Annotated in this window: 17 protein-coding genes; 6 read left to right on the forward strand and 11 right to left on the reverse strand. The window is 40.6% G+C overall.

The genetic code is table 11. The features are described from left to right. Position 1: 1 nt before the first annotated feature. The 4 genes from glgX (at position 2) to AAH582_RS11355 (ending at position 9,052) form a co-directional block, all read left to right on the forward strand. A complete protein-coding gene (glgX, locus tag AAH582_RS11340; RefSeq protein ID WP_343322201.1) occupies positions 2-2,110 on the forward strand; it encodes a glycogen debranching protein GlgX in 2,109 nt (702 codons plus the stop codon). Positions 2,111-2,125: 15 nt separating this feature from the next. Further along, positions 2,126-3,943: a malto-oligosyltrehalose trehalohydrolase gene (gene treZ, locus AAH582_RS11345; protein ID WP_343322202.1), complete on the forward strand. Its 1,818-nt coding sequence runs from the start codon at positions 2,126-2,128 to the stop codon at positions 3,941-3,943. A 403-nt stretch (positions 3,944-4,346) separates the two neighbouring features. Further along, positions 4,347-6,521, forward strand: coding sequence for an ATP-binding protein (locus AAH582_RS11350; RefSeq protein ID WP_343322203.1), 2,175 nt, complete (start codon positions 4,347-4,349; stop codon positions 6,519-6,521). A 341-nt stretch (positions 6,522-6,862) separates the two neighbouring features. Next, a complete protein-coding gene (locus tag AAH582_RS11355) occupies positions 6,863-9,052 on the forward strand; it encodes a catalase (protein WP_046676291.1) in 2,190 nt (729 codons plus the stop codon). A gap of 94 nt (positions 9,053-9,146) precedes the next feature. On the opposite strand, the gene AAH582_RS11360 is transcribed toward AAH582_RS11355, so the two are convergent. Continuing rightward, the gene (locus tag AAH582_RS11360) at positions 9,147-9,620 is read right to left on the reverse strand and encodes an ankyrin repeat domain-containing protein (protein ID WP_046676292.1); all 474 of its coding nucleotides are present in this window, start codon (positions 9,618-9,620) and stop codon (positions 9,147-9,149) included. Positions 9,621-9,920: 300 nt separating this feature from the next. Further along, positions 9,921-10,073 carry a lmo0937 family membrane protein gene (locus tag AAH582_RS11365; protein ID WP_115048587.1) on the reverse strand — a complete coding sequence of 51 codons (153 nt, stop codon included), beginning with the start codon at positions 10,071-10,073 and terminating at the stop codon, positions 9,921-9,923. Positions 10,074-10,481: 408 nt separating this feature from the next. Between AAH582_RS11365 and AAH582_RS11370 the strand changes: the two genes are divergently transcribed. Next, the gene (locus tag AAH582_RS11370) at positions 10,482-10,982 is read left to right on the forward strand and encodes an RNA polymerase sigma factor (RefSeq protein WP_046676293.1); all 501 of its coding nucleotides are present in this window, start codon (positions 10,482-10,484) and stop codon (positions 10,980-10,982) included. A 357-nt stretch (positions 10,983-11,339) separates the two neighbouring features. Continuing rightward, entirely contained in the window at positions 11,340-12,425 is a 1,086-nt protein-coding gene (locus AAH582_RS11375) for a hypothetical protein (protein WP_343322204.1), read from the forward strand. A 10-nt stretch (positions 12,426-12,435) separates the two neighbouring features. Here AAH582_RS11375 and AAH582_RS11380 read toward each other — a convergent pair whose 3' ends face one another. The 9 genes from AAH582_RS11380 to AAH582_RS11420 all read right to left on the reverse strand — a co-directional run bounded on the left by AAH582_RS11380 (position 12,436) and on the right by AAH582_RS11420 (position 24,023). Then, positions 12,436-13,281, reverse strand: a complete 846-nt coding sequence (locus AAH582_RS11380; RefSeq protein WP_343322205.1) for an alpha/beta hydrolase-fold protein — start codon at positions 13,279-13,281, stop codon at positions 12,436-12,438. Positions 13,282-13,950: 669 nt separating this feature from the next. Next, positions 13,951-14,187, reverse strand: a complete 237-nt coding sequence (locus AAH582_RS11385) for a hypothetical protein (protein WP_046676296.1) — start codon at positions 14,185-14,187, stop codon at positions 13,951-13,953. A gap of 752 nt (positions 14,188-14,939) precedes the next feature. Continuing rightward, complete coding sequence (locus AAH582_RS11390) at positions 14,940-15,659, reverse strand: DUF3575 domain-containing protein (RefSeq protein ID WP_343322206.1); 720 nt, start codon at positions 15,657-15,659, stop codon at positions 14,940-14,942. 336 nt (positions 15,660-15,995) lie between these two features. Then, positions 15,996-17,516, reverse strand: a complete 1,521-nt coding sequence (locus AAH582_RS11395; RefSeq protein WP_053004006.1) for a glycoside hydrolase — start codon at positions 17,514-17,516, stop codon at positions 15,996-15,998. A 245-nt stretch (positions 17,517-17,761) separates the two neighbouring features. Beyond that, positions 17,762-18,955 (reverse strand): serine hydrolase domain-containing protein, encoded by a 1,194-nt coding sequence (locus AAH582_RS11400; protein WP_343322207.1) that lies wholly within the window; start codon positions 18,953-18,955, stop codon positions 17,762-17,764. Positions 18,956-19,189: 234 nt separating this feature from the next. Then, the gene (locus AAH582_RS11405; RefSeq protein ID WP_343322208.1) at positions 19,190-20,542 is read right to left on the reverse strand and encodes a DUF3472 domain-containing protein; all 1,353 of its coding nucleotides are present in this window, start codon (positions 20,540-20,542) and stop codon (positions 19,190-19,192) included. A gap of 237 nt (positions 20,543-20,779) precedes the next feature. Further along, positions 20,780-21,196, reverse strand: coding sequence for a hypothetical protein (locus AAH582_RS11410; protein WP_343322209.1), 417 nt, complete (start codon positions 21,194-21,196; stop codon positions 20,780-20,782). A 66-nt stretch (positions 21,197-21,262) separates the two neighbouring features. Continuing rightward, positions 21,263-22,804: a M20/M25/M40 family metallo-hydrolase gene (locus AAH582_RS11415; RefSeq protein ID WP_343322210.1), complete on the reverse strand. Its 1,542-nt coding sequence runs from the start codon at positions 22,802-22,804 to the stop codon at positions 21,263-21,265. 118 nt (positions 22,805-22,922) lie between these two features. Beyond that, positions 22,923-24,023, reverse strand: a complete 1,101-nt coding sequence (locus AAH582_RS11420) for a DNA alkylation repair protein (RefSeq protein ID WP_343322211.1) — start codon at positions 24,021-24,023, stop codon at positions 22,923-22,925.

The raw sequence follows: 24,023 nt of genomic DNA on the forward strand, positions 1-24,023 counted from the left end.
GATGGAAACAAAAATTTATACCGGAAGCCCTTATCCATTAGGAGCTACTTACGATGGGGAAGGGGTTAACTTTGCCCTTTTCTCCGAACATGCTGAAGCTGTTGAACTTTGCCTCTATACTAGTTCCGATGAGGAGGAAGTCGCAAAATTTAAAATAACCGAGAAGACGCACCAAGTGTGGCATATCTATCTCTCGGGAATTAAGCCTGGACAACGCTACGGCTATCGGGTATATGGTCCGCACGATCCATCGCAGGGACACCGTTTTAACCCCCATAAATTGTTGATTGATCCGTATGCAAAAGCAATATCAGGTACTGTACAATGGGATGATGCTTTATTCGCGTACACTATAGGGGAGGACGATATGAGCTTCGATACAACGGACAGCGCTCCTTTTGTCCCCAAAGCTGTTGTTATTGATAACAAATTTGATTGGGGGAACGACAGTCCGCTGCGGGTACCGATGCATCAGAGTGTGATTTATGAAACCCACGTAAAAGGTTTTACAGCGACACATCCTGACATTCCCGAAGAAATAAGAGGAACCTATGCTGCTTTGGCACATCCTGTTGCTATAAATTACCTGAAAGAACTGGGTATTACTGCCGTCGAATTGTTGCCGATCCATCATTTTTTGACTGACCGTCATTTAAAGGACAAAGGACTCACTAACTATTGGGGATACAATAGCATCGGTTTTTTTGCTCCCGATGTGTGCTATTCCGCTTCAGGTACACATGGTGAGCAGGTTATGGAATTTAAAAAAATGGTCAAGGCCTTACATGATGCCGGTATCGAAGTGATCCTCGATGTTGTCTACAACCATACCGGCGAAGGTAACGAAATGGGGCCAACACTGTCTTTTAGAGGGATTGATAATGCTTCTTATTATCGCTTGGCGGAAGATCCACGGTATTATATGGATTTTACCGGAACTGGCAATACCTTAAATACACGTCAACCCAATGTATTACGTCTGATTATGGACAGTCTGCGCTATTGGGTTGAGGAAATGCATGTTGACGGGTTCCGCTTTGATTTGGCATCAGCATTGGCACGGGAGTTACACGAGGTCGATAAATTAAGTTCATTCTTTGACGTTATTCATCAAGATCCCATAATTTCACAGGTTAAACTCATTGCGGAACCTTGGGATATCGGAGAAGGGGGCTACCAAGTTGGCGAATTTCCTGCCGGCTGGGCCGAATGGAATGGAAAATACCGTGATTGTATCCGCGATTATTGGATCGGGGCAGACAGCATGATTGCTGAATTTGCCAATCGCCTTACAGGATCCTCCGATTTGTATAGGGGGGATAATCGAACACCTTCGGCCAGCGTTAATTTTATTACGGCCCACGATGGATTTACACTTCATGACCTCGTATCGTATAACGATAAGCACAACGAAGCCAATGGCGAGGATAATCAAGATGGTGAAAGTCACAATCGCTCCTGGAACTGCGGGGCCGAAGGACCGACAGATGATGCTACAGTAAATAGGCTAAGACAAAAACAAAAACGAAATATGCTGGTGACCTTGTTCCTGTCGCAAGGTGTGCCTATGCTCGTTGCTGGCGATGAACTGGGCAGAACACAGCAAGGCAACAATAATGCGTATTGCCAGGACAATGAGATCTCTTGGCTGGACTGGACCAGCGTGGATGGAACTTTATTGGATTTTACTAAAAAATTAATTCATTTTCGCCGTGAACACCCTGTATTCTGCCGCCGCAAATGGTTTCAAGGTATACCTATTCGTGGTACGGGTGTCGAGGATATCGTATGGTTTCTCCCAGATGCATCTGAGATGGACGATCATCATTGGCAGGAGGATTATGCCCGTTCCCTTGCTGTATTTCTCAATGGTCAGGGAATTCGATCAGTAGACACCGATGGTAATAAAATAGTGGATGCCAATTTTTACCTTTTATTTAATGCCCATTGGGAAGATGTCGCCTATAAACTCCCTAGTGAAATCTATGGGGCTTCCTGGAATAAGATCATAGATACGAATAGCGATAGGATAGGTGATTTTGAGGAGTTTCCAGCTGGGGATACGGTTTTAGTTCCCTCGCGCTCGATTCTTTTATTTCAATCACAATAGAGCGACCACTGGATTATGAGCAAAACAGGAATCAGACAATTAGGGGTTCAATACAATGGCAAGCTATGGGAAATTCGCGTATGGGCGCCAAATGCAAAGAATGTCTATTGCATGCTTTATAATATGGGTGTCGAAATACCGCTAGAGCAGCAAGCCTACGGTTATTGGTATGCCGAAAGTGATTTAATCCGTGCGGGCGATTTGTATGAAATACGGGTAGACGACAACGAATACCCTGATCCGCTTTCTCGTTCACAACCGGAAGGTGTTCATGGACCGTCTCAAGCTGTAGACCTCGCTTTTTCATGGACCGATCAAGACTATCAGCCGCCGCAACAATCAGATTTTATCATCTATGAGCTTCATGTAGGTACATTCTCGTCGTCCCATGACTTTGATGGAGTTATCAAAAAGATTTCTTATCTGAAAAATTTGGGAATAACTGCTATCGAAATCATGCCGGTCGCTCAATTTCCCGGAGAAAGAAATTGGGGTTATGATGGCGTATTTCCATTCGCGGTACAGCATTCTTATGGTGGCGCTTCCGAATTACAACGGCTAGTTAATGCCTGTCATGAGGCTGGTATAGCTGTAATTCTCGATGTGGTCTATAATCATGTAGGCCCCGAAGGAAATTATTTTGCGCAGTATGGTCCTTATTTCACTGAGAAATATCGAACGCCCTGGGGCGATGCACTCAATTATGACGACCGTTTCTGTCACGGACAGCGGGATTTGGTAATCAACAATGTACGGATGTGGTTTGAAGACTTTCACATTGATGCGCTGCGCATGGATGCAGTACATGCGATCAAGGATTTTAGTCCAATTCACATCCTTCAGGAAATCCGTGCGGAAACGGATAATGTGATCGCTAAAACAGGGAAAAATCGATATCTCTTTGTTGAGTGCGATCTTAACGACAGAAGATTTTTAGACCCCTTGGCAAAAAATGGCTTTGCGATGGATGCGCAGTGGCTAGATGAGTTTCACCATGCCTTACGCGTAGCCGTAGGTGAGCCGAAGAAAGGTTATTATCGGGAGTTTAATGGCGTTGAAGATCTCGCAAAAGCCTACGAGAAGGCCTATGTTTTTGATGGGAACTATTCTTTTCATCGCGAGAAATTTTTTGGAACAGATACGGCGGGTATTCCAGGCGATCGCTTCATTGTTTTCAGTCAGAATCATGATCAGGTCGGCAATAGGATGCTGGGTGATCGTGCGGCCTCGCTTTACGCCAGAGAAATAACACGTCTTATGACTTTTGCTGTATTCATGTCACCCTATCTTCCTCTAGTATTTATGGGCGAAGAATGGGGGACAGCGCGACCTTTTCCGTATTTTATCAGTCACAGTGATCCAGAGCTGGTAGAGCTGGTGCGGCAGGGCCGCAAGCGGGAGTTTGAAGATTTTCTCACAGATCACGAGGTTCCCGATCCACAGGATGAAACAATATTTAGGCAAGCTGTGTTGGATTGGGACGAATTGAACAGGCAACCATATCAGCAACAGTTGTCCTATTATAAATCGTTGATCGCATTTCGGAAAAGCAATCCGTTGTTAAAAAATATGCAACGAAGTGATATCAGGACTGAGTGCCTCTGTGATAAGAAGGTACTTAGTATCTATGTGGAACAAAAGGAGAGGCAAATGATTATCCTGATGAACTTTTCAGCTCATTTACAACATGTCAATCTACCAGCAGCTGTGCAATGGACCTTGTCATTTGATACCAGTGTACTGGACGCCGACCTTTTGGCAGAGACTGACGCTGTTGCAGTGCAGGACTGTTCCTTATTACCATGGTCAGGGTATGCTTACACTTCGAAATAGATCGTTTTGGAAAGATTTAAGTGAGTTGATCTTCAGGAATGAAAGCTATTAAAAGATAAAAACAAATTATTCAAACAACTTCGTTAAAAGTATTGTTCCTTATTTAAATACGGCTTGTCCAGTCGTGAAGAAAGTTTTAAAAGCTAGGTCCTTTCCAACCTAGCTTTTTTATTTTTAAAAGGAACAATTGCTTATGGTTTTGAATACCAGTGGTTTGAACGATCAGCTATTCAGAATAAATTTTAAACAAACGTTTGATCTGTTATTCGTCGCAATTTTTTTTTATCTTAGCCTAAGATATGACATGTTTGAAGAGGGGTGCTAGATTTATGATGTATGGCAAATTATCTCTTTCGAGAATTTCCTATTATTAGCGAATTAAATGATTAAAAACTAGCAAACTATGCGTCAACTGGAGTGTCACGAAGAGAAAATCCACCTATGCGGTAAGATCCAGTCTTTCGGTTTCCTTTGTATTTTTGATGAGAGCGGATGTATTGCCGCAAGTGAAAACTTAACTATCGTCCTTGATATTCCCATGAAGGAAATCCTCGGACGCTCTATTGCTCAGCTATTACCATTGCTATCGTCCGAAAAGGAGTTGAATCTTAAAGAGATTGAAACGCAAATTAGAGGAGAGATCTTTACACGTTTTGTGGAGCGTATCCGCATTAAAAATGTAGACTATTACCTGAGTATTTACCAGTACGACGAGCGGACATACCTTGAAATAGAAATCTGTAATGAAAATCATTTAAAAGCGACGCGATTATTTTATTATGCGAAGTACCTTGAAGAACGTCATGGCAATGCTTGGCAATCATTGACTGTACTGATCCGTCAGATCATTGGTTTTGACCGAGTTATGGTATACCGTTTCGAGGAGGACAATAGCGGACAGGTCATTGCAGAGTCCATCGCAGATGGAATGACCCCATTGATGGGCTACCGGTATCCGGAATTTGATATTCCGGCACAAGCACGCGAACTCTATGTGAAGTTTCTTGCGCGCCACGTAGCTGATGTTGATGGTCCGACTATTGGTATACAGGGTTTGGAGGCTGCTGAGGTAGACTTGACACGCTGTAGCCTCAGAGCATTATCTCCAGTACATTTACAATATCTTAAAAACGCAGGAGCACGGGCCAGTGCCAGTTTTTCTATCGTTATCGAAGGAAAACTTTGGGGCTTGGTGGCGTGCCAGAATAGCGAGCCTTTGAATGTTGATCTCGCCCAACGTCATTTATGCGCTTTTTTAACGCAATACGCTATAAACTACTATCTTTCAGAACATCAAAAAGAAAACCTGGTAGCACAAACCATTATGGGTGTTATGGAACGTGATCTGAAGTCTGAGTTATTAGTTAATAGCGATATTGGAATTGTGCTTGAACGCTTTGCACCACAAATTCTAGAAATTGCGGGCGCAGATGGACTAGTGATCAAGCACGACCGGGGTTCTAAAAGTTGGGGCGATATACCCACTGAATTGCAGTTGCGTGAGATCGATCGCTTTATAGAAGAAGAGGGGCAAAATGATTTATTTTTTACATCAAACTTTGTCTATGGTGACAGTGAACCCCCGCAAGCGGTTATATTGCCTGGCATTTTGCGGATAAATATCCTTCCCAGCAATAAATGGCACATCTATTTATTCCGCAGAGAACATGTTTACGAAGATGTATGGGCTGGAAAACCCGAAAAAATATATCATTACGATCCTGAAAAGAAAGTTGAATTTCCATCTCCACGGACATCTTTTGAAGCTTGGCGTGAAAAGATGAAAGGCAAGTCTATCCAGTGGAAAAGTGCCGAGCTTTCTTTTATGGAGAAAGTCGCACAAATAACCCAACAAGCTATTGCCCAGCGCGGCGGAGAGATTGCTCAGCTCAATAAAGAACTTGTCAGGTCCAACAATGCCTTGGATACATTTGGCTATACATTAACCCATGATCTTAAAAATCCACTTTCATCGATAAAGCTTGCTGCCCAGATGATGTTGATGAAAGATGATCTTCCGAAGGATATGTTACGCAAAATGGCACTAAATATTATGGATGCTACCGCGCTGATCACTGAAATGATGGACAAGGTGTATCAGCTAACGCAATCGAATCATGTTGCCTTTAAAACCGAATTGATCGATCCACGGAATAAAATTCTTAACATTCTCGAAAGCTGTAAGCAGCAGTTTGAAAGCGCCCATCTTGAGTTTGTTTTGGGAGAAACTTTGCCGATTTTAGGGGAAAGAACACTGTTATACCAGTTGTTCTTAAATCTGATCAGCAATGCCATAAAATATAGCAGTAAAAAAGATCGCCCGAGAGTCGAGGTATATAGTGAAAAGCAGGGACATTTCGTTAACTACTATATTAAAGACAATGGTATCGGAATGGATATTAAGGATGATAGTAATATATTCGATATTTTTAAACGCTTGCCGAACTCGCAGGGATTTGAAGGTTCGGGAATTGGGCTCTCTATTGTAAAACGCATCGTAGATCGTCTCGAGGCAAAAGTCACCGTCGATAGCGAGCTTAATATAGGCACAACTTTTTGTATAACATTTAAAGGCTGATAGACATATAAAAATTCGATAAACAAAAAAAGGAGCCCTAAAGCTCCTTTTTTTGTTTGAACGTAGCAGCAACCTTTAACAGCGGTAGAGTTGCTATCCGCCCTACCTACTTTAAACAAGGTTCATCCAGTCTATACTTTCCCTTATTAATGGGCCATCCGATCTTCTTGGAGAGAAAATTTAAGAACACTTTTAGAATTAAAACAAACGATTAGTCGATTGGAAAAGTTCCTATATGAAATGGTGAATATTGCCCGTCCAGATGGATATGCAAAAGTTATAGCTGAATTTTCTTCAAAGTTTATACAACAAACGATGTTTAAACCCAAAAATCGATTATAATGAAAAAAAAAGAATTGAAGACTGAACAAGTTGATCCAGTGGAAAATAAAAAGGTCAACGCCCTAAGACCACATACGGCGGACGCCACAGGACAGCAAATGACCACTGATCAGGGAGTTAAGATCAATGACGACCAAAACTCGCTGCGCGCTGGAGACCGGGGCGCTACGCTTTTGGAAGATTTTATTCTCCGAGAGAAGATCACACATTTTGACCACGAGCGCATTCCCGAACGTGTTGTACACGCAAGAGGTTCGGGCGCGCATGGCGTATTCAAACTATACAAGCCTTTAGCTGAATGGACAAAAGCTGGTTTTCTTAATGATATCGAAACTGAAACCCCAGTGTTTGTACGTTTCTCTACGGTTGCTGGTTCGAGGGGGTCGACGGATCTTGCCCGCGACGTTCGTGGTTTTGCCGTCAAATTTTATACACAAGAAGGTAATTTCGATCTGGTGGGTAATAATATGCCTGTATTCTTTATTCAGGATGCAATGAAGTTCCCCGATCTTGTTCACGCTGTCAAGCCCGAACCCGACAATGAAATTCCACAAGCGGCTTCTGCCCATGATACATTTTGGGACTTCATTTCTTTAATGCCCGAGTCGACGCACATGATTATGTGGCTGATGAGTGATCGAGCAATACCGCGTAGTTACCGCATGATGGAGGGGTTTGGTGTTCATACTTTTCGGTTGATCAATGCCAATGGTGAATCGCACTTTGTTAAGTTTCATTGGAAACCACTGCTTGGTGTGCATTCAGTCGCATGGGATGAAGCCCAAAATATATCCGGTAAAGACCCAGATTTTCATCGAAGGGATCTCTGGGACGCCATTGAAAGCGGTGCCTTTCCGGAATGGGAACTTGGCGTACAGGTCATTCCCGAATCAGACGAATTTAAGTATGATTTCGACCTACTAGATCCAACGAAAATTGTTCCTGAAGAGTTGGTGCCTGTTCAGCCTATTGGAAAAATGACCTTAAATCGCAATCCAGATAATTTCTTTGCCGAAACGGAACAGGTTGCCTTTCATATTGGCAATATTGTGCCAGGAATTGATTTTACAAACGATCCGTTGTTGCAAGGCCGATTGTTCTCTTACACAGATACCCAACTTATTCGTTTAGGCGGACCTAATTTTCATGAAATTCCGATTAATAGGCCCATCTGTCCTTCGCACAACAACCAGCGTGACGGATTTATGCGACAAAGGATTGATCGAGGTAAAACGAGCTATGGACCAAATTCATTGGGGAATAATGATCCTGCGCAGGTTGGCGAGGCAGATGGTGGTTTTAAAAGCTATCAAGAGCGTATTGATGCCAGAAAAGTGCGAGCTAGGAGCGATAGCTTCCGCGACCATTTTAGTCAAGCAAGGCTGTTTTATAATAGCCAGTCTGAGCCGGAAAAAAATCATCTTGTCGATGCGTTCAGTTTTGAGCTGGGTAAAGTGAAGGCCGTTTCGGTAAGGCAACGCATGATTGGTATACTGTCGCTGGTCGATCAGGGGCTGGCAGCTGAAGTTGCGTTTGCCCTGGGATTGCAGGTGCAAGAAGAACTTGAAAAGCCGATTAATAAAAGCCTCCCAGCAGATGCTGATCCTTCCGATTATGAGCCTATTCAAGTCAAGGAGCAATTAAAAAAATCGGCGGCTTTAAGTATGCAAAATACGATAAAAGATACGATCAAGAGTCGAAAGATCGCCGTGCTTGCTGCTGATGGAGTAGATACGAAATCATTTCAGGCCGTGGCAGATGCGATCCGTGCTGAAGGCGGAATTGTCGATGTTATCGCACCTAAACTCGGGCAGGTTACGGGCACGGACAAAAAGAAGATCCCTGTTGAAGAAAGCTTTTTAACGGGAGCATCCGTGCTGTATGACGCCATATATATACCCGGAGGAAAGGATAGCGTGGCTACACTGCAGTCCAATGCCGATGCTGTTCATTTTTTAAATGAAGCATTTAAACACTGTAAAGCAATTGCCGCGGATGTCGAGGCAAGTCCGGTTTTGGAAGCGACCTATTTTTTTAGCAAGGTATACCAAGAACTTTCAGCAGAGACTGTACTTGATGATGGAATTATTGTTGATGAGGATCCAAAGTCCTTAGTGGATAAATTCATTAAAGCAATTGCCCAACACCGGTTTTGGGAGCGGGAAAAATCGCGCAGAGTGCCTGCCTAGTTTATAAATGATATCCAACGTAGAAATAAATATGCCCCAAAAAGTTTTGTACTATTTGGGGCATATTTATGGTGCCATCCTATTTAAATAAATACTAATGCTGTAGCAGTGTGAGGGCGGTATCATTCCCCTGCTGCGCTGCAAGATCTAACACCGACAAGCCACGTGTATCGAGTAGCCTGGTATTTGCACCATTATCAAGTAAAAGCTTAAGTACTTCATTTCTGCCAAACATGGCTGCAAACATCAGAGCTGTCCCACCGTTACCATGTTGTAGGTTTAAATTCGCGCCATAACCGATTAACAATTTGGCAATATCATGATAACCTTTAAAAGCTACACCCATGAGGGCTGTGTTTCCACCATTATCCTGTGCATTTACATCGGCACCAGCTTCCAATAGCAATTGGGCCGCAGCCAGCTTATTGTTATAACATGCAATGATCAATGGCGTATAGCCTTTGCCATCCCGTGTATTTACATCGGTGTTTTGATCGATCAATTCACGTAAGACTTCGAGATTGCCCAATCGGGCGGCATGAATCATGATTTCTGAGTTTTGTGTCATAGTGGTTCAGTTTATATCGTAAAAAGCGTAAAATGGGATCGGCAAAAATGCTTCCTGGCGTTCCTTTTTAATTTGAACAAAGCTGAGGACTGAAACGTTTGCGCTCATTCAACGTTTTGAAAAGCTTAATTAAAATGTCAAGGTAATTTTCTTACCTCAGCTACTGATGAAGAACATAAAGTTAGCGACAGCATCAGACTATTCTTTCTGCCATGGATTGAATAGCGAGTCTGTAAATCTTTAAAACAAACAAAGCCGAACGTATTTTACGTTCGGCTTTGTTCATCGTTTGAGTTTGGTTTAAGCAGCGCCACGAATGACACGTAACAAAACGACAATAATGGCAATGACCAATAACACGTGGATGATATTTCCCGTAGCATAACCTCCAAAAAAACTTATCGCCCAAATGATGACCAATATAACGGCGATGATGTACAATAGATTTCCCATAATTTGATTTTTTTATTAGAACAGCATTCGAAGAGTGATAGTTTGCTTTGATATTGTATTTCGATCAATTATGTGTTCAGTTTTTTCAACAACTGTATACAATGTTCATCTGAGTATAAATTGCTAAAACGCAGAATAAACGTATTTCTAACATTTCAGCAGTAAATAAATACCTTATTATCTTTTTTTATTAGTTGCTTATTTTTTGATCATTATTTAAAATAAATGTCAAAAAGCTATTAAACTTTGCTTAATTAGCTTTATAAAATAGGAAAACGTATTTCTACCCTCAATGCTGCTATTTATTTTTGAGCGCAAAGGGAGCTTCAAACCTAGCATCCTTCTTGTTACCTCTGTTCATGTAAAACCATTTTAAACAATCAGTTGAAAAAAGAAAGAGGATAAGTTATGAACAACTACAATTTAAATGTACTCATCAACGAAAAAAGAAGTTTGCTTAATCATTTTGCTGCTAAATTTACAGCTGATCCGGATGAAAAGGAAGATTTGATCCAAGAAACCTGGATAAGGGCATTGAAGTCCATAGACAACTTTGTGCAGCATCCGAAGTTAATGAGCTGGCTATATGTGATTATGAAGCATACGTATATTAATAAGTATAGAAAAGCCAAGCGCGTAACGGAAATTCAGGATAATTATATTGCCTTAGAAAGTACCAACACGTCTGAACTCAATAAAGGGATCAATAAGTTTATGGCCGAAGACATCGAAAAAGCGATGACCAGTCTTACGCCCGAAAATTATGAAATTTTCCGTCTATTTTTAGATGGTTATAAATACCATGAAATCGCTTCCTATTTTAATATGCCAGAAGGCACTATAAAGACCAGAATTCACATGGTACGTAAAAAGCTGCAAAAACAGCTCAAAGTTTACCGCTTAAATTAACTGTTTCGACGACTATAAATAAAAGCTAGGCTTCAATTGTCTAGCTTTTATTCCTCGAAAGAGGACATTTTACTTTGTGATAAACGCTGTGGTAAAGTCAATCAGAATATCAAAATCAACATCCTCAATAGCTTTTTATCGTATCTACAGGAGTGTTGGAGACCGACCCAACCTGTCGCTCCGCGATAAAATTATTTTTCATGTAGATGCTTTTTTGCCTAGCATAACTGTCAAGGGGATGTATTGTTTTTTGAAGATTAGTTCTCGGAAACTGTTTCACTTCAATTTTATCCAAACAAGAAGCTTCCTGCAATTGTTGTTACATATAACTGTATTTACTTCTTAACGTATTTCTTTATGGTAATGTTCGAAAAACAACTTCTGCAAACGCTTATTCGGGTTCAGGATGAATTATGTGTAACCATTTCTGTTAATACCCATCGAACACATCCTGATAATCTTAGTGATCGCATAAAAATCAAAAACTTTAAAAGAGAAGCGATCGATAGGTTGTTGGATAAACATGATCAGAAAGATGTTGTTGGTCTGATTGAAAAATTGGAAAAAATAGAGCAGGAGCTCGATATCAATTATAATCTTGAAAGTCTACATATTTTCGTTTCTGATACCATCGGTGAAGTTTTCAAGTCCTCTTGGGAGACAAACCAAGAAGGAGTCCATATCAGCAATACATTTGCAGTACGCCCGTTGGTGAAGGAGATTGGCCGTCAAACCAGTTATCTTGTGATGCTCCTTTCGCAAAGCGGTGTCCACCTTTTTCGAGCCATCAACGGTCGCATTGTTGAGGATATCAGTAGCGAAGAGTTCCCGATTCCCGAAAATCAATTCCATAACACATTTCCGGATAAGAGTAGTGATGCGAAACATCTTGATGATCTTCTCAGGGAATATCTTAATCGGGTTGATAAAGCCCTTTTACGATTTATTGGTGAAGAGAGGATTGTCACGCTCGTTTTCTGTACAGAAGATAACTATAGTAAGCTCTTACAGGTTGCAGATCGCCCCTCGGTCTATTATGGATACCTGCCTATTGATTATAACAACATTGAAACACATCAGTTGGAGAGCCGTGCCTGGAATTTTATGAAACAGGAGCTTGTACGAAAAAATGAGGACTACTTTAAAGAATTGGAAGCAGCCGTGGGCAAGGGCTTAGTGATCACTGATCTTCAAGAAATCTATCGCGCCTGCCAGGATGGCCGCGGGGATATCTTAGTGGTTCAAGAAAGCTTCCATCAGGCCGTAAAGATTCTTTCGGATCGGGATATAGCGATAGTAGAAAGCCCTATAGGATTGGACACGATCGACGACATCAGTAGTTTATTGGCCTTGTTGATCGACGAAAGGGGGGGACAGACCGTATATGTTCCTCAGATACCGAATGAGGAATTACAACCTATTGCCCTGAAGACTCGGTACTAGTCCAATTAAGTTAATTATGCTTAGTGAATAACCATTTTTGGAGTTCGTCTGTTAGTAGGAACGGAATGACAATATTATTATGCTGTAAATTTTTAAAAGTTGTGAAATTGAGTTTACGATTTCCGTGCAGCTTTTTGTACAAAACTTCGCTTCCGATATAAGGGTTCTCTATATCTTTTTCACCATGGATAAGCCAAATGTTTTTATGGACAAGTGCGTTGATATTAGATAGATCTGGTACAGCGGCGATAGAAATCATTGCTGCGAATTTTTCTGGGGCCAGGCTCATGAGGTTTTGTGCTGTTGACGCTCCCATAGAATAACCGACGAGATAAATTCGATTTTTATCGATATTTTTAAACTCGTCTTCAATATTTTCTATCAATTCTAAAATTTGCCGCGCATCTCTTGAAGGTCTTGCTTCAAGTATACCATTCTTATTCAATTCGTAGATTGATGAACGCTTTTCAAACTGTGGGGCAACAACGAAACAGTTGAACGTTGTATAAATATCTTCTCTAATCCAGGTTCTTGCCAAATGCTCTAATTGGTTTTCATTGTCGCTACCCATTCTAGATGAATTATGAAATGTAATGACAACAGGATATTTTCTTTTTGAATTGAAATTTTTTGGTAAGAGAAGCCGGTAAGGTATTGTAACGAACTCATTGGTGAATATCCTTTTCTCATATTGATCCGTGCTTAACTGGCTTAATATTGTTCTAGTTTCAACAAATGTTGCACTATCTATTCGTCTATCATCGTATTTGTGTTTTTGTGCAAAACAAAAATTACATGTAATTAAATTTAATAGAATACCAAATTGTAGAAAAAAACTTGATCGTTTTTGTAGCATAAGACCTTATTGGCTAGTGATTCGTGTATACTTATATGTTAGTTCCAATATAACTTAGATTGCGTAATCCAATGGTATTGATTACGGCATTAATATCGTGTTCTGTGCGTTGCAGCTTTTTGTCCATAATAGCCGCAAAAATTGGTTTCTATCGCACAATTGCAATTAAGACATTTATTATTCATTGCTAGGTTAATTGTTTTTTGCAAATATAATTTTATTATCGAGATATATCGCCCTACTTCGCTCTTTAATTTCATCGTACTGAATCGCTATTTCAACGAAAATTAGACACAAGCAATTATCTCCGCTCGGAAGCTATTAAACTAGTTTTTTATATTTGAAGCATAAATCAGTAATGATACTTACGCTAAATGGTAGCGACGACGGGTTGAATCGCTCAAAAAGAATGTGAATTTAGAATAGCTTTTATGGAAAATGAATTTTAGATGCATCGTTTAGATAAGTTATCGAATGTACATTCTTTATGCTGAAAAAAATATACCTATTTTATAAAGTAATCGATCCATTTGATTATGTTGAAGCCTCTCGATTTACCAAAAATCAGAGGCTTTATTTTTCGCCTCACGTCAAAAACAATGTTGAAAATAACAAGGCCAATTCTGTAGAACTGGCCTTGTTATTTATATTGTTCAATCTAAATGGGTTTTAATCATTTCCATGATCCTCTGACGCATAGGAAAATTTAACTGATTTTTGCGGATAAGCTTCCATACTCTTGCGGCTTGTATTTTTGATAATGGTTTTGATACTAACGCGATCGCCCAATTTATAGTAAGTTTCTACGGTCTGATAATCCAGTAGGAAGGGACCACAAAAGTAATTCCCGTTGTCATCTTTTTCGATGATTCCCTGATAAAGCCCTGTTCTTGTCTCTTTTGGCATGTTAATTTAATTTGAAGAACAAAGGTAGCAAGAGTATTTGGAGAAAATGATATTAAAAATAAAATTAGGGACATTTTATTAAAATTCTGGAAAACACCTCCCAGTGACCGTTCTAAATAGCGGATAGAAGACTAAGTTGATTTGATTGTTGAAACTACCAGAATCCGGGATAGAATAACTGCATAAAATCATGATTTAAAGAAAACAATGGAGCAAGATGAGGGCAATAGCTCAGGTCTCGCTCCATTGCTTTTTTATAGGATAATAAACGGTCTTTTATTTGCTTTTTACACCTTTTTGACCCCACATACAGTTGTTGCACATCGCAGGAAGATGATGGCAAAAGCAGAATGTCAAACCATAGGACAAATGCTTAAGTATGCCCGTGAGCATAATCTAATTTAAAAAACTAGCGATAGGGATGTTATTCCTTAATAGTGCTCACCAAGATAATGGCGGTTTTAGTTGTAGACTTTAGCTGACTTTGAAAATTGGCGTACATAATCAAATTAGGTTTAAACCAGTCTGATACCAACCTCGCGACGAAATAATCGTTATTAATTAGTTAAATATTCTGGTTATCTGTGGTGCAAAGATAGAAATCCTTGAGTATTTACTAAAAAGTTGATCTAGTTCTTTCCGAAACTGGAATGAAACAGCATAAAGGATCCTTAGCGATTGCTATAGATAAAAGCGCACCAATATTGTGCGCTTATTGGAAAAGATAATACGAGGAACCTAGGATCTTGTAATTAAAACCGGTAGCCTATGGATAATGCGGTGCGAATACCGGCAAACGGTCCGCTAGTGCTTAGTGTTACGCCATCCGCATTTACTTCTTTTTTGATTTTCATGAGATTACTATCAAATTCATCCAGTTGTCTCCTTACTTCGCGTTGTTCGTCTGCATTTAATGGAGTTTTCCCTTCGAACTTTCCATTGTTGAAGCCATAACCGGGACCGACAATGCGCCAGTCTAAATAGATGTTTTGTCCAAGTTTCCATTGGTTACCGACAGCTACCCCACCGGTAAAAGCATCTAAACTGCCTGATAGAGGTACTTCACGGTGATAATTTGATTCATCGACGGTAATCTTTGTGTGTACACTGTAATTGGCGTATTTGACAAAGGGCGCGATATAGAATCCTTTTGACACTTCTTTATTCCCGAGGTAGAAACGTACTTCGGGGGTAATGGAAAAAGCGCCTAATTTAGCTTCACCCAAAATATTATTATCATCATCAAAAACAGATTCCCATAGGGATTTAAAGGGTAAGTTGGTTTTTGGACGATAACTTATCGTTCCATTGATCGATAGGTGCTCATTGAGCGATCTTTCATACTCCAATGCAATATTCCCGACAGATAGGGGCCAAAGATTTAGTTTGATAAGATTTGATTTTTCTTGTGCTTTTAATCCAGAGATAGTACACATCCCAAGAGTAAGCATCGTAAGGTAGCGCAATTTCATAGTAGTTTTTCCAAAATATAGGTAGCAAAGATATTGGAATATATTTTAGTTCGGAAAGAACAGGTGCGTTCTTCAATTTGTTTTTTAAACATTATATCTCCTAATGATTTAGAATTGATTTTTTAAAGAACGAAAGCCAGCTGGATTTTGTTCTTTAAATTTTTATTTTTAGAAGTCGTTCAAATTTTTGTGCTTTCGAAGGCATATCTTCAGATGCTATGGAAAGTTAAGTTTTCAAGATAAAGGGAAACAGGCAATGTCACAAAATTTAGAACTAGAATATATGTTTTGAACAATACACTGAGGGAGGACAGCTCCCTCAGTATGATGAACAAATTAAAGTTTGTTGCCTTCTAAAGTGCTTATACTTTTAGCAGGTATTGTTAAGGAATAGACACCTGAGCTGTTTGGTGTTACAGCTCCGACGTTACCCCAATGGCCAGAACTGCTTGCCGTTGTTTGGTAATTGTTCAACGCACCGCTTGCAAAACCTGTGAGGTTGATATCCAATGGAACAGCTGCAGTACCTGTGTTGGTGACAACTAAGGCAAACTTACCCGATTGAGGATCTTTGTAAGCCGAAATCAATAAGCCATTTCCATTTTGAACCGCTACATTGATGCGCATATAACCTGCTTTGACAAACCTGGAATAATGTCCCATCACATCATACGTTTTTGGAAACTCCAAAGAACCATTACTTTTTGTGCAAATAAGCGCCTCATTATTTTGAAATGCCAGCATCCCTAGCCAAAATACATAGGCATTGGCGTTACAATCCGCCAGTAGTTTGTGCATATTAACGGCCAGTTTCAAGCCGCCTTCAATGCCACTGTCATAATTGCCGCCATCATCGGACGCTTCTGTTACCCACATTGGTTTACCACCAATACTAAAATTCCACATGGAGGGACTCTGATTAAACCCACGTTGACCGGTAATGATACCACTTATCTCGACATAGCCATGTCCCGCAAGGATATCAACATTGCTTCTGTCCATACCGGAAAGAAAATTATCGGCTGTTCCCCAGGCCGCGTTTTCCGAAGATATGATCTTGGTGGATTGGAGACCAGCGCTATTTAATTCTGGGCGGAGGTTGTTGGTAATAAACTGTCCAAGATGCGAAGCATCCCAATAAGACGCATCCCAATCCGAAAAGACATTTTCAGGCTCATTTGAAGGGGAGATGGCATTGATTGTAATTCCTTCATTTTGAAACGATTTTACAAATCCAGTCAGATAGCGCGCAAAAGCTGTGGAAGAAGTATTAAAATTAAGTCCATTAAACCATTTCGCAGAAATACTGCTCGTATTCGTCTTCATGTATAATGGTGGAGTCCAGGTACTTGCCATAACGAAGGGAACCGCGTGGCGCTCTTTAGCTTTCTTGATAATCCAGACCTGTCCAAGCTGTTCTTTTTCATCAGCTGTCAAATTCTGATAAGTCGCACTATTGGGGTCTACATCAATCGAAACTCCTGCTGGTTTAATGGTAACGACTTTGGTCTGTTGATTAAATGGATAGGTATGAAGTACCTTACCACGAAGGATATTCAGTTTCAATCCACTGCCTCCCCATAAATAATCCAGAATACTATCTCTTTTTGCGGATTCAAAGAATGGAACAATCCGGCCTCCGAATGCACCAAATCCATCAATCTTTTGATAGGTTTGATCCCAATTTAATGTTGCAATTGTCGCTCCTGCTTGCGCGGATACAGCAGCTTTTTTGTTCAGTTGTGCTTCTGAACTCTCAAGAGTTAATGAAGTTTTTTGGCAACTAAAAATAGAAAATGTGGAAACTACGGCCAAAACAGTATAAAGCCTGTTCCAGCGACTGGTTAATTTTAACATAACTTAGTTTTTAAGATTTGTGAATGAATCATTAATTTAATTGTGCTTGGTTTTTCAAGCGGTTCTCATTGTCGTTGTTTTGTTTGCCTCCTTTCTTTAGTTAAAAAAATAAACATTCACCGATTTCCACATTGGTTAGTTTCCGAAAATTAATAATATTTTGGGAGAATTTATTATTACTTCTCTTATTTTAATTTTATTTTTTATTGAATTAAAAATAAAGACATATTTTTTTAATGATAACTTTATTTTAGTCCCTCTTTTCTGTAGGAACTTGAAGGCTGAACCTGTCGTCGATTATACAGTAATAACTGATGTCTAATGTCATTTTCAAGTTCACTGACCTTGCGTTGATCAACGGTGTCGTTGACCATAATAACGATACCATAATCATCTGTGGGATACAGCACACATAAGGTATTGTAGCCTATTTTAGTATTTCCATCGTGATAGAAATAGCGAACCCCACGTTCATCATGATTGATCATCCAACCGAGCCCCATACCAAATCCATCGTCTTTTCCATAAGTCAGTTGATGTGTTAGACCAAGGGCTCTATCGTTTAGTTTGAGGTTGGCTTCGATGTAGATCAACATATCATTGATCGTTGAATTCATTGTGGGGCCAAAGTAAAACCCTCTCAAATTCGCAAATGGAACAGGCTGACCTTTATTATCATGGCCCTGTACAACGTCGTTTATTTGTGACTCATCTAAATAGGGCGTTGTATAGTGCATACCAAGGTGTCCCTTCAGATATGCGCTGATAAGATGTTCATAGGAATCTTTATAGCTACTTTCCAATAGCGCAATAAGTACCATCACAGCCGTGCTATTGTAACTGAACTTTGTACCTGGGACGGTGTCGGGCTTGACTTTCCTCAGATCGTCAAATAGGTTGTCACGACTGTACTTTCCAAGATAGTCTACTTGTTCCGGAATAGTGAGCCCCCTTAAACTATCGACAACTTTGGTAGGAAGCGATCTGAAAGTCTTTGGAAGGGCAGAAGTATGATTTGCTAGATGCTTAACGCGGATTCCATGGCCGCTGTATTGTAAATTGGAATAGTCTCCCGGCAAGTATTTACGGATATCATCATCGAGGTTGATTTTCTTATCAAGGACCGCTTGCGCAAGTAGAGCGCCGACAAACGTTTTCGCTACCGATCCAATGTTGTAATAGTTATCGGCGTTTGGTAGCTTTTCTTTACTGTAGGTGTAGGTTGTTTTGTGCCCTTTTGTATAAATTCCAATAGACACACTAAATGTATTGTTGTTGGAAAGATAATCAACAACGGAACAGTTTACGATTGTATCGAGTTGGTTTTTAAGTTTATGGTCAGTCTTAATGGGTGAAAGATACTGTCCTTTTGATGAAAGGCTATTGATTAGCAACAAGGTGCTCAATAGGATAAATAAGGGTTTGGATAGTATATTCATAAACAAGTTAATCGTTCTTGATGCTGGAATCTATCGTCGGTATTCGGAAAAGCATTGGGTTTACAACCTGCCCAAGGCGGGGGATTAGCTAATTTTATTAAAGTGTTAGTGAAAGGTACGAATTGTTGTTTAAATATCACAAGGTAAAGTTTTTAAAGGGGCAATACTTCATTTGAACGTATTGCCCCTTTAAATGGAATATAAACTACTAATAATTTACTGTAAACATGCGTATTACGGCAGTGTTGTTAGATTTATTGAAGGTGCTGTGCCAGTACCTGCTTGTGTAAATTTCGTTCCGGGATTTACGACAGTATTGAAAAAACCACCATTTTTTAGGAAGAAGCTATTCCCGGTTATTCCGCCAATGGCGTCTATCCGCTGGTTATTGGAATAGGTTGCATCAACCGTAAAGGTACTTTCCACGACTTTCAGCCAAGTTCCGCTGACTGTACGAACCCATTGATTACTATATTCGGCAGAACGTCCCAGGAAGCCGTTGTCGGCGTTGAAATTTTCGAGGAAGCTATGAAATCCTGTTAAATAAGTATTTGTTTTGGGACGTTTCCAACTTGCAATGAGTATCCAAGTATTGGTCGAAGGATCATTAAACCATGCCGTAAAATCAGTACTTCCATTATTATCAGGTTCTCCCTTCAATAAAAATTTATAGGTAGTAGCGGCAGTCCAATTAAACTTGAGGTAGCTTTGTCCGCCAGAACCTTCGCCACCGAACTCTCCTGTCGTGGTATTTGCACCTTTTCTATTTAATGTAATGCGGTCCTCTGCAGGTATTTGTGATGGGTTATCGGTGCTATATGGACTCCAAACAGAAAATAATATTCTGCGCTCTGTCGCTGAATTGACCTGCATTCCGAAATATCCTTGGCCGAAGCCATTTGCCATAAAGTAAGATCCTATTTTATCTTCTCCAGCGGGGACTTTCACCTCGCTATAATAATAGGAAACTTGCTGATTTGTTGGAATGGTATAACTCAAATGGCAGGATGGACCCCGTCGCGACCAATAGTAGGTATTATCTACATTATTGTCACTATAAATTACTGTGCCATTCGTTGCCGAACTATCTAAAATCAAGTGGGATACATCCGCAAAGTAACCACCTGACTTGGATACACCTTGAAGATCCATTTTTATATAACCCGCCGCATTTAGCGAATAGGTACCAACAGTGTAATCCTTAAGGGTTCCACCCTTAAGTTTGATTTGTTTGCTTACACCGTTGATCGTTAACTTCACCGTACTGCTATCGCCTGAAGGTAACACTTTAGCCCTTATTTTAACACGTAAAGCGCCTGCTTGGGGGACCTTGGCATAGGTACTGATCACACTATTGGCATTGGTCCAGTTTGCCAGGCCATTGCTATTGATGACTTCAACTGCACCGGAAGGTGCTGAAGTAACAAAGGCATTACCACCTAAGGGAACTTCGTATCCGCTTGCTCCAGGGGATGCAGCACGGAGCGATAATTTCTCTTCTAAATTAGTTTGCACCTCGCTTTTTTTGCAAGACAGAAAGCTTGCCAATACTGCACAAAGCAGTAGTGTAAATTTGGGATATCTCATAAGTTAAATTTAATTGTTGACTCTAATTTTATAAATACAATTAAATTAAACGAAAATTATTCAATGCAATCGTTTGTGTGAATTGCTTTTGTAACAAAAGGGATACGTTAGATAGTCGCCATTGTTTATTTAATGAACTATCATTAGGTAAATGCTGCAATGCGCAATAGCTTAAATAGTCTCCAGTGGTTTGCTGCACACAGCCGTTTTATCTGACGATTTGCTAAGCCATCTCGATTATTCGGCCAGTTTATCGGCATGTCGATGCATAAGCTTCCAACTGCCTTGCTCTTTTCTGAAGATTTCGGTGATTCTGAGATTGAAAATCACTGCTATATCTCGCCCTTTTACGTTGACTGTCGAACGTTGTATACCCGTCCAGTAAGCTAGCGAATCACATGCATCTTGATGGATCACTTCAAATTTGTTCTCTGCACCCGGAAGGAAATTGGAAGCTCCTTTTTGATTAAAATCATTGACCTCGGATACCCCAGAGATGTATATTCCATTGGGCGGAAAAATTGTTGCCGGCTCATTCGAGACAGAAATGTCTTTAAGAGAGTCAAAATGGCCCTCCACAAAATCTGTTGAGGACTTCAATCGGATAGCCATAAATTTTTCGAATTCCAAGAGTGCGTTATTGTCTGTTTTCATATCTCTTATCTGTGTTTGTTGAAAAATAAACCAATGTGTGAATGTAATTGCGAAGATTGTCCATGGTTAAATCTTTTCATCGTCGTAGTGACGCATCATGTAATAAAAATAGTCTATCATCTTCAGGTAGTTTTCAATGCTGATGTATTCATTGGTACTATGCATACTCTGCTGTTCGGCGTGATTAATTTTAATGGGCATAAAACGATAGATATGATCACTGAGATGCTGATATTTGATGGCGTCGGTTCCGCCCACCGTCAGGTAGGGCGTAATAATAAGATCGGGGTATAGTCTGCGGATAGCAATTTCCATCATTTTGTAGGCTTTAGCGTCTGTTGTTGAGACTTTGGATGCTTCTCGGGCATTGTCGACCTGTTCGATCTCAACATCAAACCCGCTTGTAGCCTGCTCGACATGATCCCGAACTTCCTTTAGGGTGTTTTCGGGTAGCAGTCTAAAATTGACAACAAATTCAACTTCAGGTGAAAGGACATTGGGGGCATCGCTGCCTTTCATCATTGTCAGTGCCGTAGTTGTTCGCACGAGAGCATTAGTCGAATGGTTTTTCGTTAGTTGAGCCAGAAATAAAGGTTCAAGAAGCCAGCGGTTAGCGATCGCAAATCGGGAGGCAAAAGGCATGCTGTCACCAACCTGTTGAAAGAAGTTTTGGATAATGGGGTTGATCTGTGCTTTCATCTGGTGATTTTCTAAGCGCTGCATGATGACTGCCGCTTGACCAATTGCACTCGTTGTTGGGGGCATCGAGGAGTGCCCACCAAGACCTTTAACCTTTATTTTCAGGGATAAAAATCCCTTCTCCGCGCAACCGATCAACGCTACATCCGAGCTGATTCCCTCGACCGAGCCCTTTTCCAGAATGAGTCCACCCTCGTCATAAACGGCTTCGAATTTAAGGCCCTTTTCTTTGAAGTAGTCTGCTATTTTGGCTGCGCCACGTACGCCCCCAACTTCTTCATCAAAACCAAAAGCGAGGTAGATATCCCGCTTGGGCTGTACCTGTTCTCGAACCAGCTGTTCTGTCGCTTCAAGTAAGGAGAAAAGCATGCCTTTCATGTCTAAGCTTCCACGTCCATAAATGCGGCCGTTGGCTACTGCCCCCGAAAAAGGTGCATAGTCCCACTCTTCGGCGATTTCGCTTACAGGTGGTATCGCCTGGTCGCTAGGCTGAAATAGTGATGAATCGTTGTTTTTTATAGCAGCTGAACCAGGAGGGACGACATCCGTATGGGAAAGAAAGAGTAGCGGAAGCAAGCTCTTGTCGCTTCCCTTGAGTCGAAAGACCAGCGCATGACCATTGATTGTATAGGTTTCCAGCGAGCGATAGATCAGTGGAAAGTTGTACCTGATATAATTATTAAGTTCTTCAAAAGGAGCATGATTAAATAATATCGAGTCGCCGATAGAGATGGTGGCTATTTTGATACCGCCGGCAAATCGGGCAACAATGCTGTCATTGACCGCTGGCGGCATTGGCACCACCTCCGATTTTTTGACTCGCGTAAACGGATAAGTCAGCGTTCTAATGAAAAGCCCAATGATAAATAGAATAAGTAAGACAAAAAAGATTAAGAGAATTTTCTTCATAACAGACTTCATATTAATATAAACCACCTACCACATATACCTTGGAAAAAGTCATCCAGCGCATATTCTATTGTTTCTAGTAGAACACGAAAGCCCTTCGTTTGTTTCTTATGTCCCATTAAATGTGCAATAGCTCAAATTCCTGTTGGACCATTTCTCGCCCATTGACAATAATGGAGATTTTATGCTTCCCTGCATAGAATTTCCGGGTGGTAATCAATTTAAAAGATTGCTTTCGCTCGATACGGTTTATCTCAGCTCCCTGATAAATTCGTTCACTAATTTTAAAAACCTTTCGAGATAGCTGGCCATTTGATTTTTGATAATATAACCCATACTCCAGACGTAGTGATTTAGCGGTGCTGCTTCCATTCTCAATTTCAAAGGAAAAAATAAGATGTTCACCTATTTTAACAGCCGGTGTATGAATACTGAGATTGGTAACATCGAAATCGCTACTATCCAGTCCATAAAAGCTTAGAATTGCTGGATGACCTTGTTTGAGTAAGGTACGGCAGCCATGTTTGATGATAGCATCTGTATTTTTACTGATACCTTTCCATTGCTGGGCAATATCCAAGACAAGATGGGGATGATCCTTAGCGATATCGTTGAGATTGTTGGCTACACTTCTTCTGACGCTCTCGGATGAATCATTATGGAGGTTTTGTAGGATGGACAGGATAGGAGTAGGATCATTTTTCAACGATGGAATTGCCATCGCCCACGGGAGTCGGGGTCGAGATCCTTCGCTTGCAAGGCGTCGTACCTGAGCATGTGGACTTTTGGACCATCTTTCCATTTCCGCAATCATTCGAGATCCATAGTTGATAATAAATGGACGAACGGCAAATTCGCAACTGATAAATCTCGTGACGATTTCAAATGACTGTACAGCTGTTTCAAAATCTTCGATGCCGTAAGTTTCGATATAGTCTGGAAAAATAACATATTCAAGTCCTCCCGGATGCTTCGTTTTTAGAAGATGTTCCACAACTTGTCTTAGTAAGGCCGCTGCTTCAGGAAAGGAGGTCGGCATAAATTCGTGTAAGACCGCTGTGCTATGTTTTGTTCGCTGTTTCCACTCCATTTCATGAAAACTGCCTGCAAAAACACGTTTGATAAACTGTTCTCTGTTAAAATTGTTATCAACGCGGTGGAACTGATCAGCAATAAACTGATAGAATTCCCGTGTATATATATCTTTAATGAGGGCCAT

Source organism: Sphingobacterium multivorum (assembly GCF_039511225.1).
In the GTDB taxonomy this organism is placed as follows: Bacteria; Bacteroidota; Bacteroidia; order Sphingobacteriales; family Sphingobacteriaceae; genus Sphingobacterium.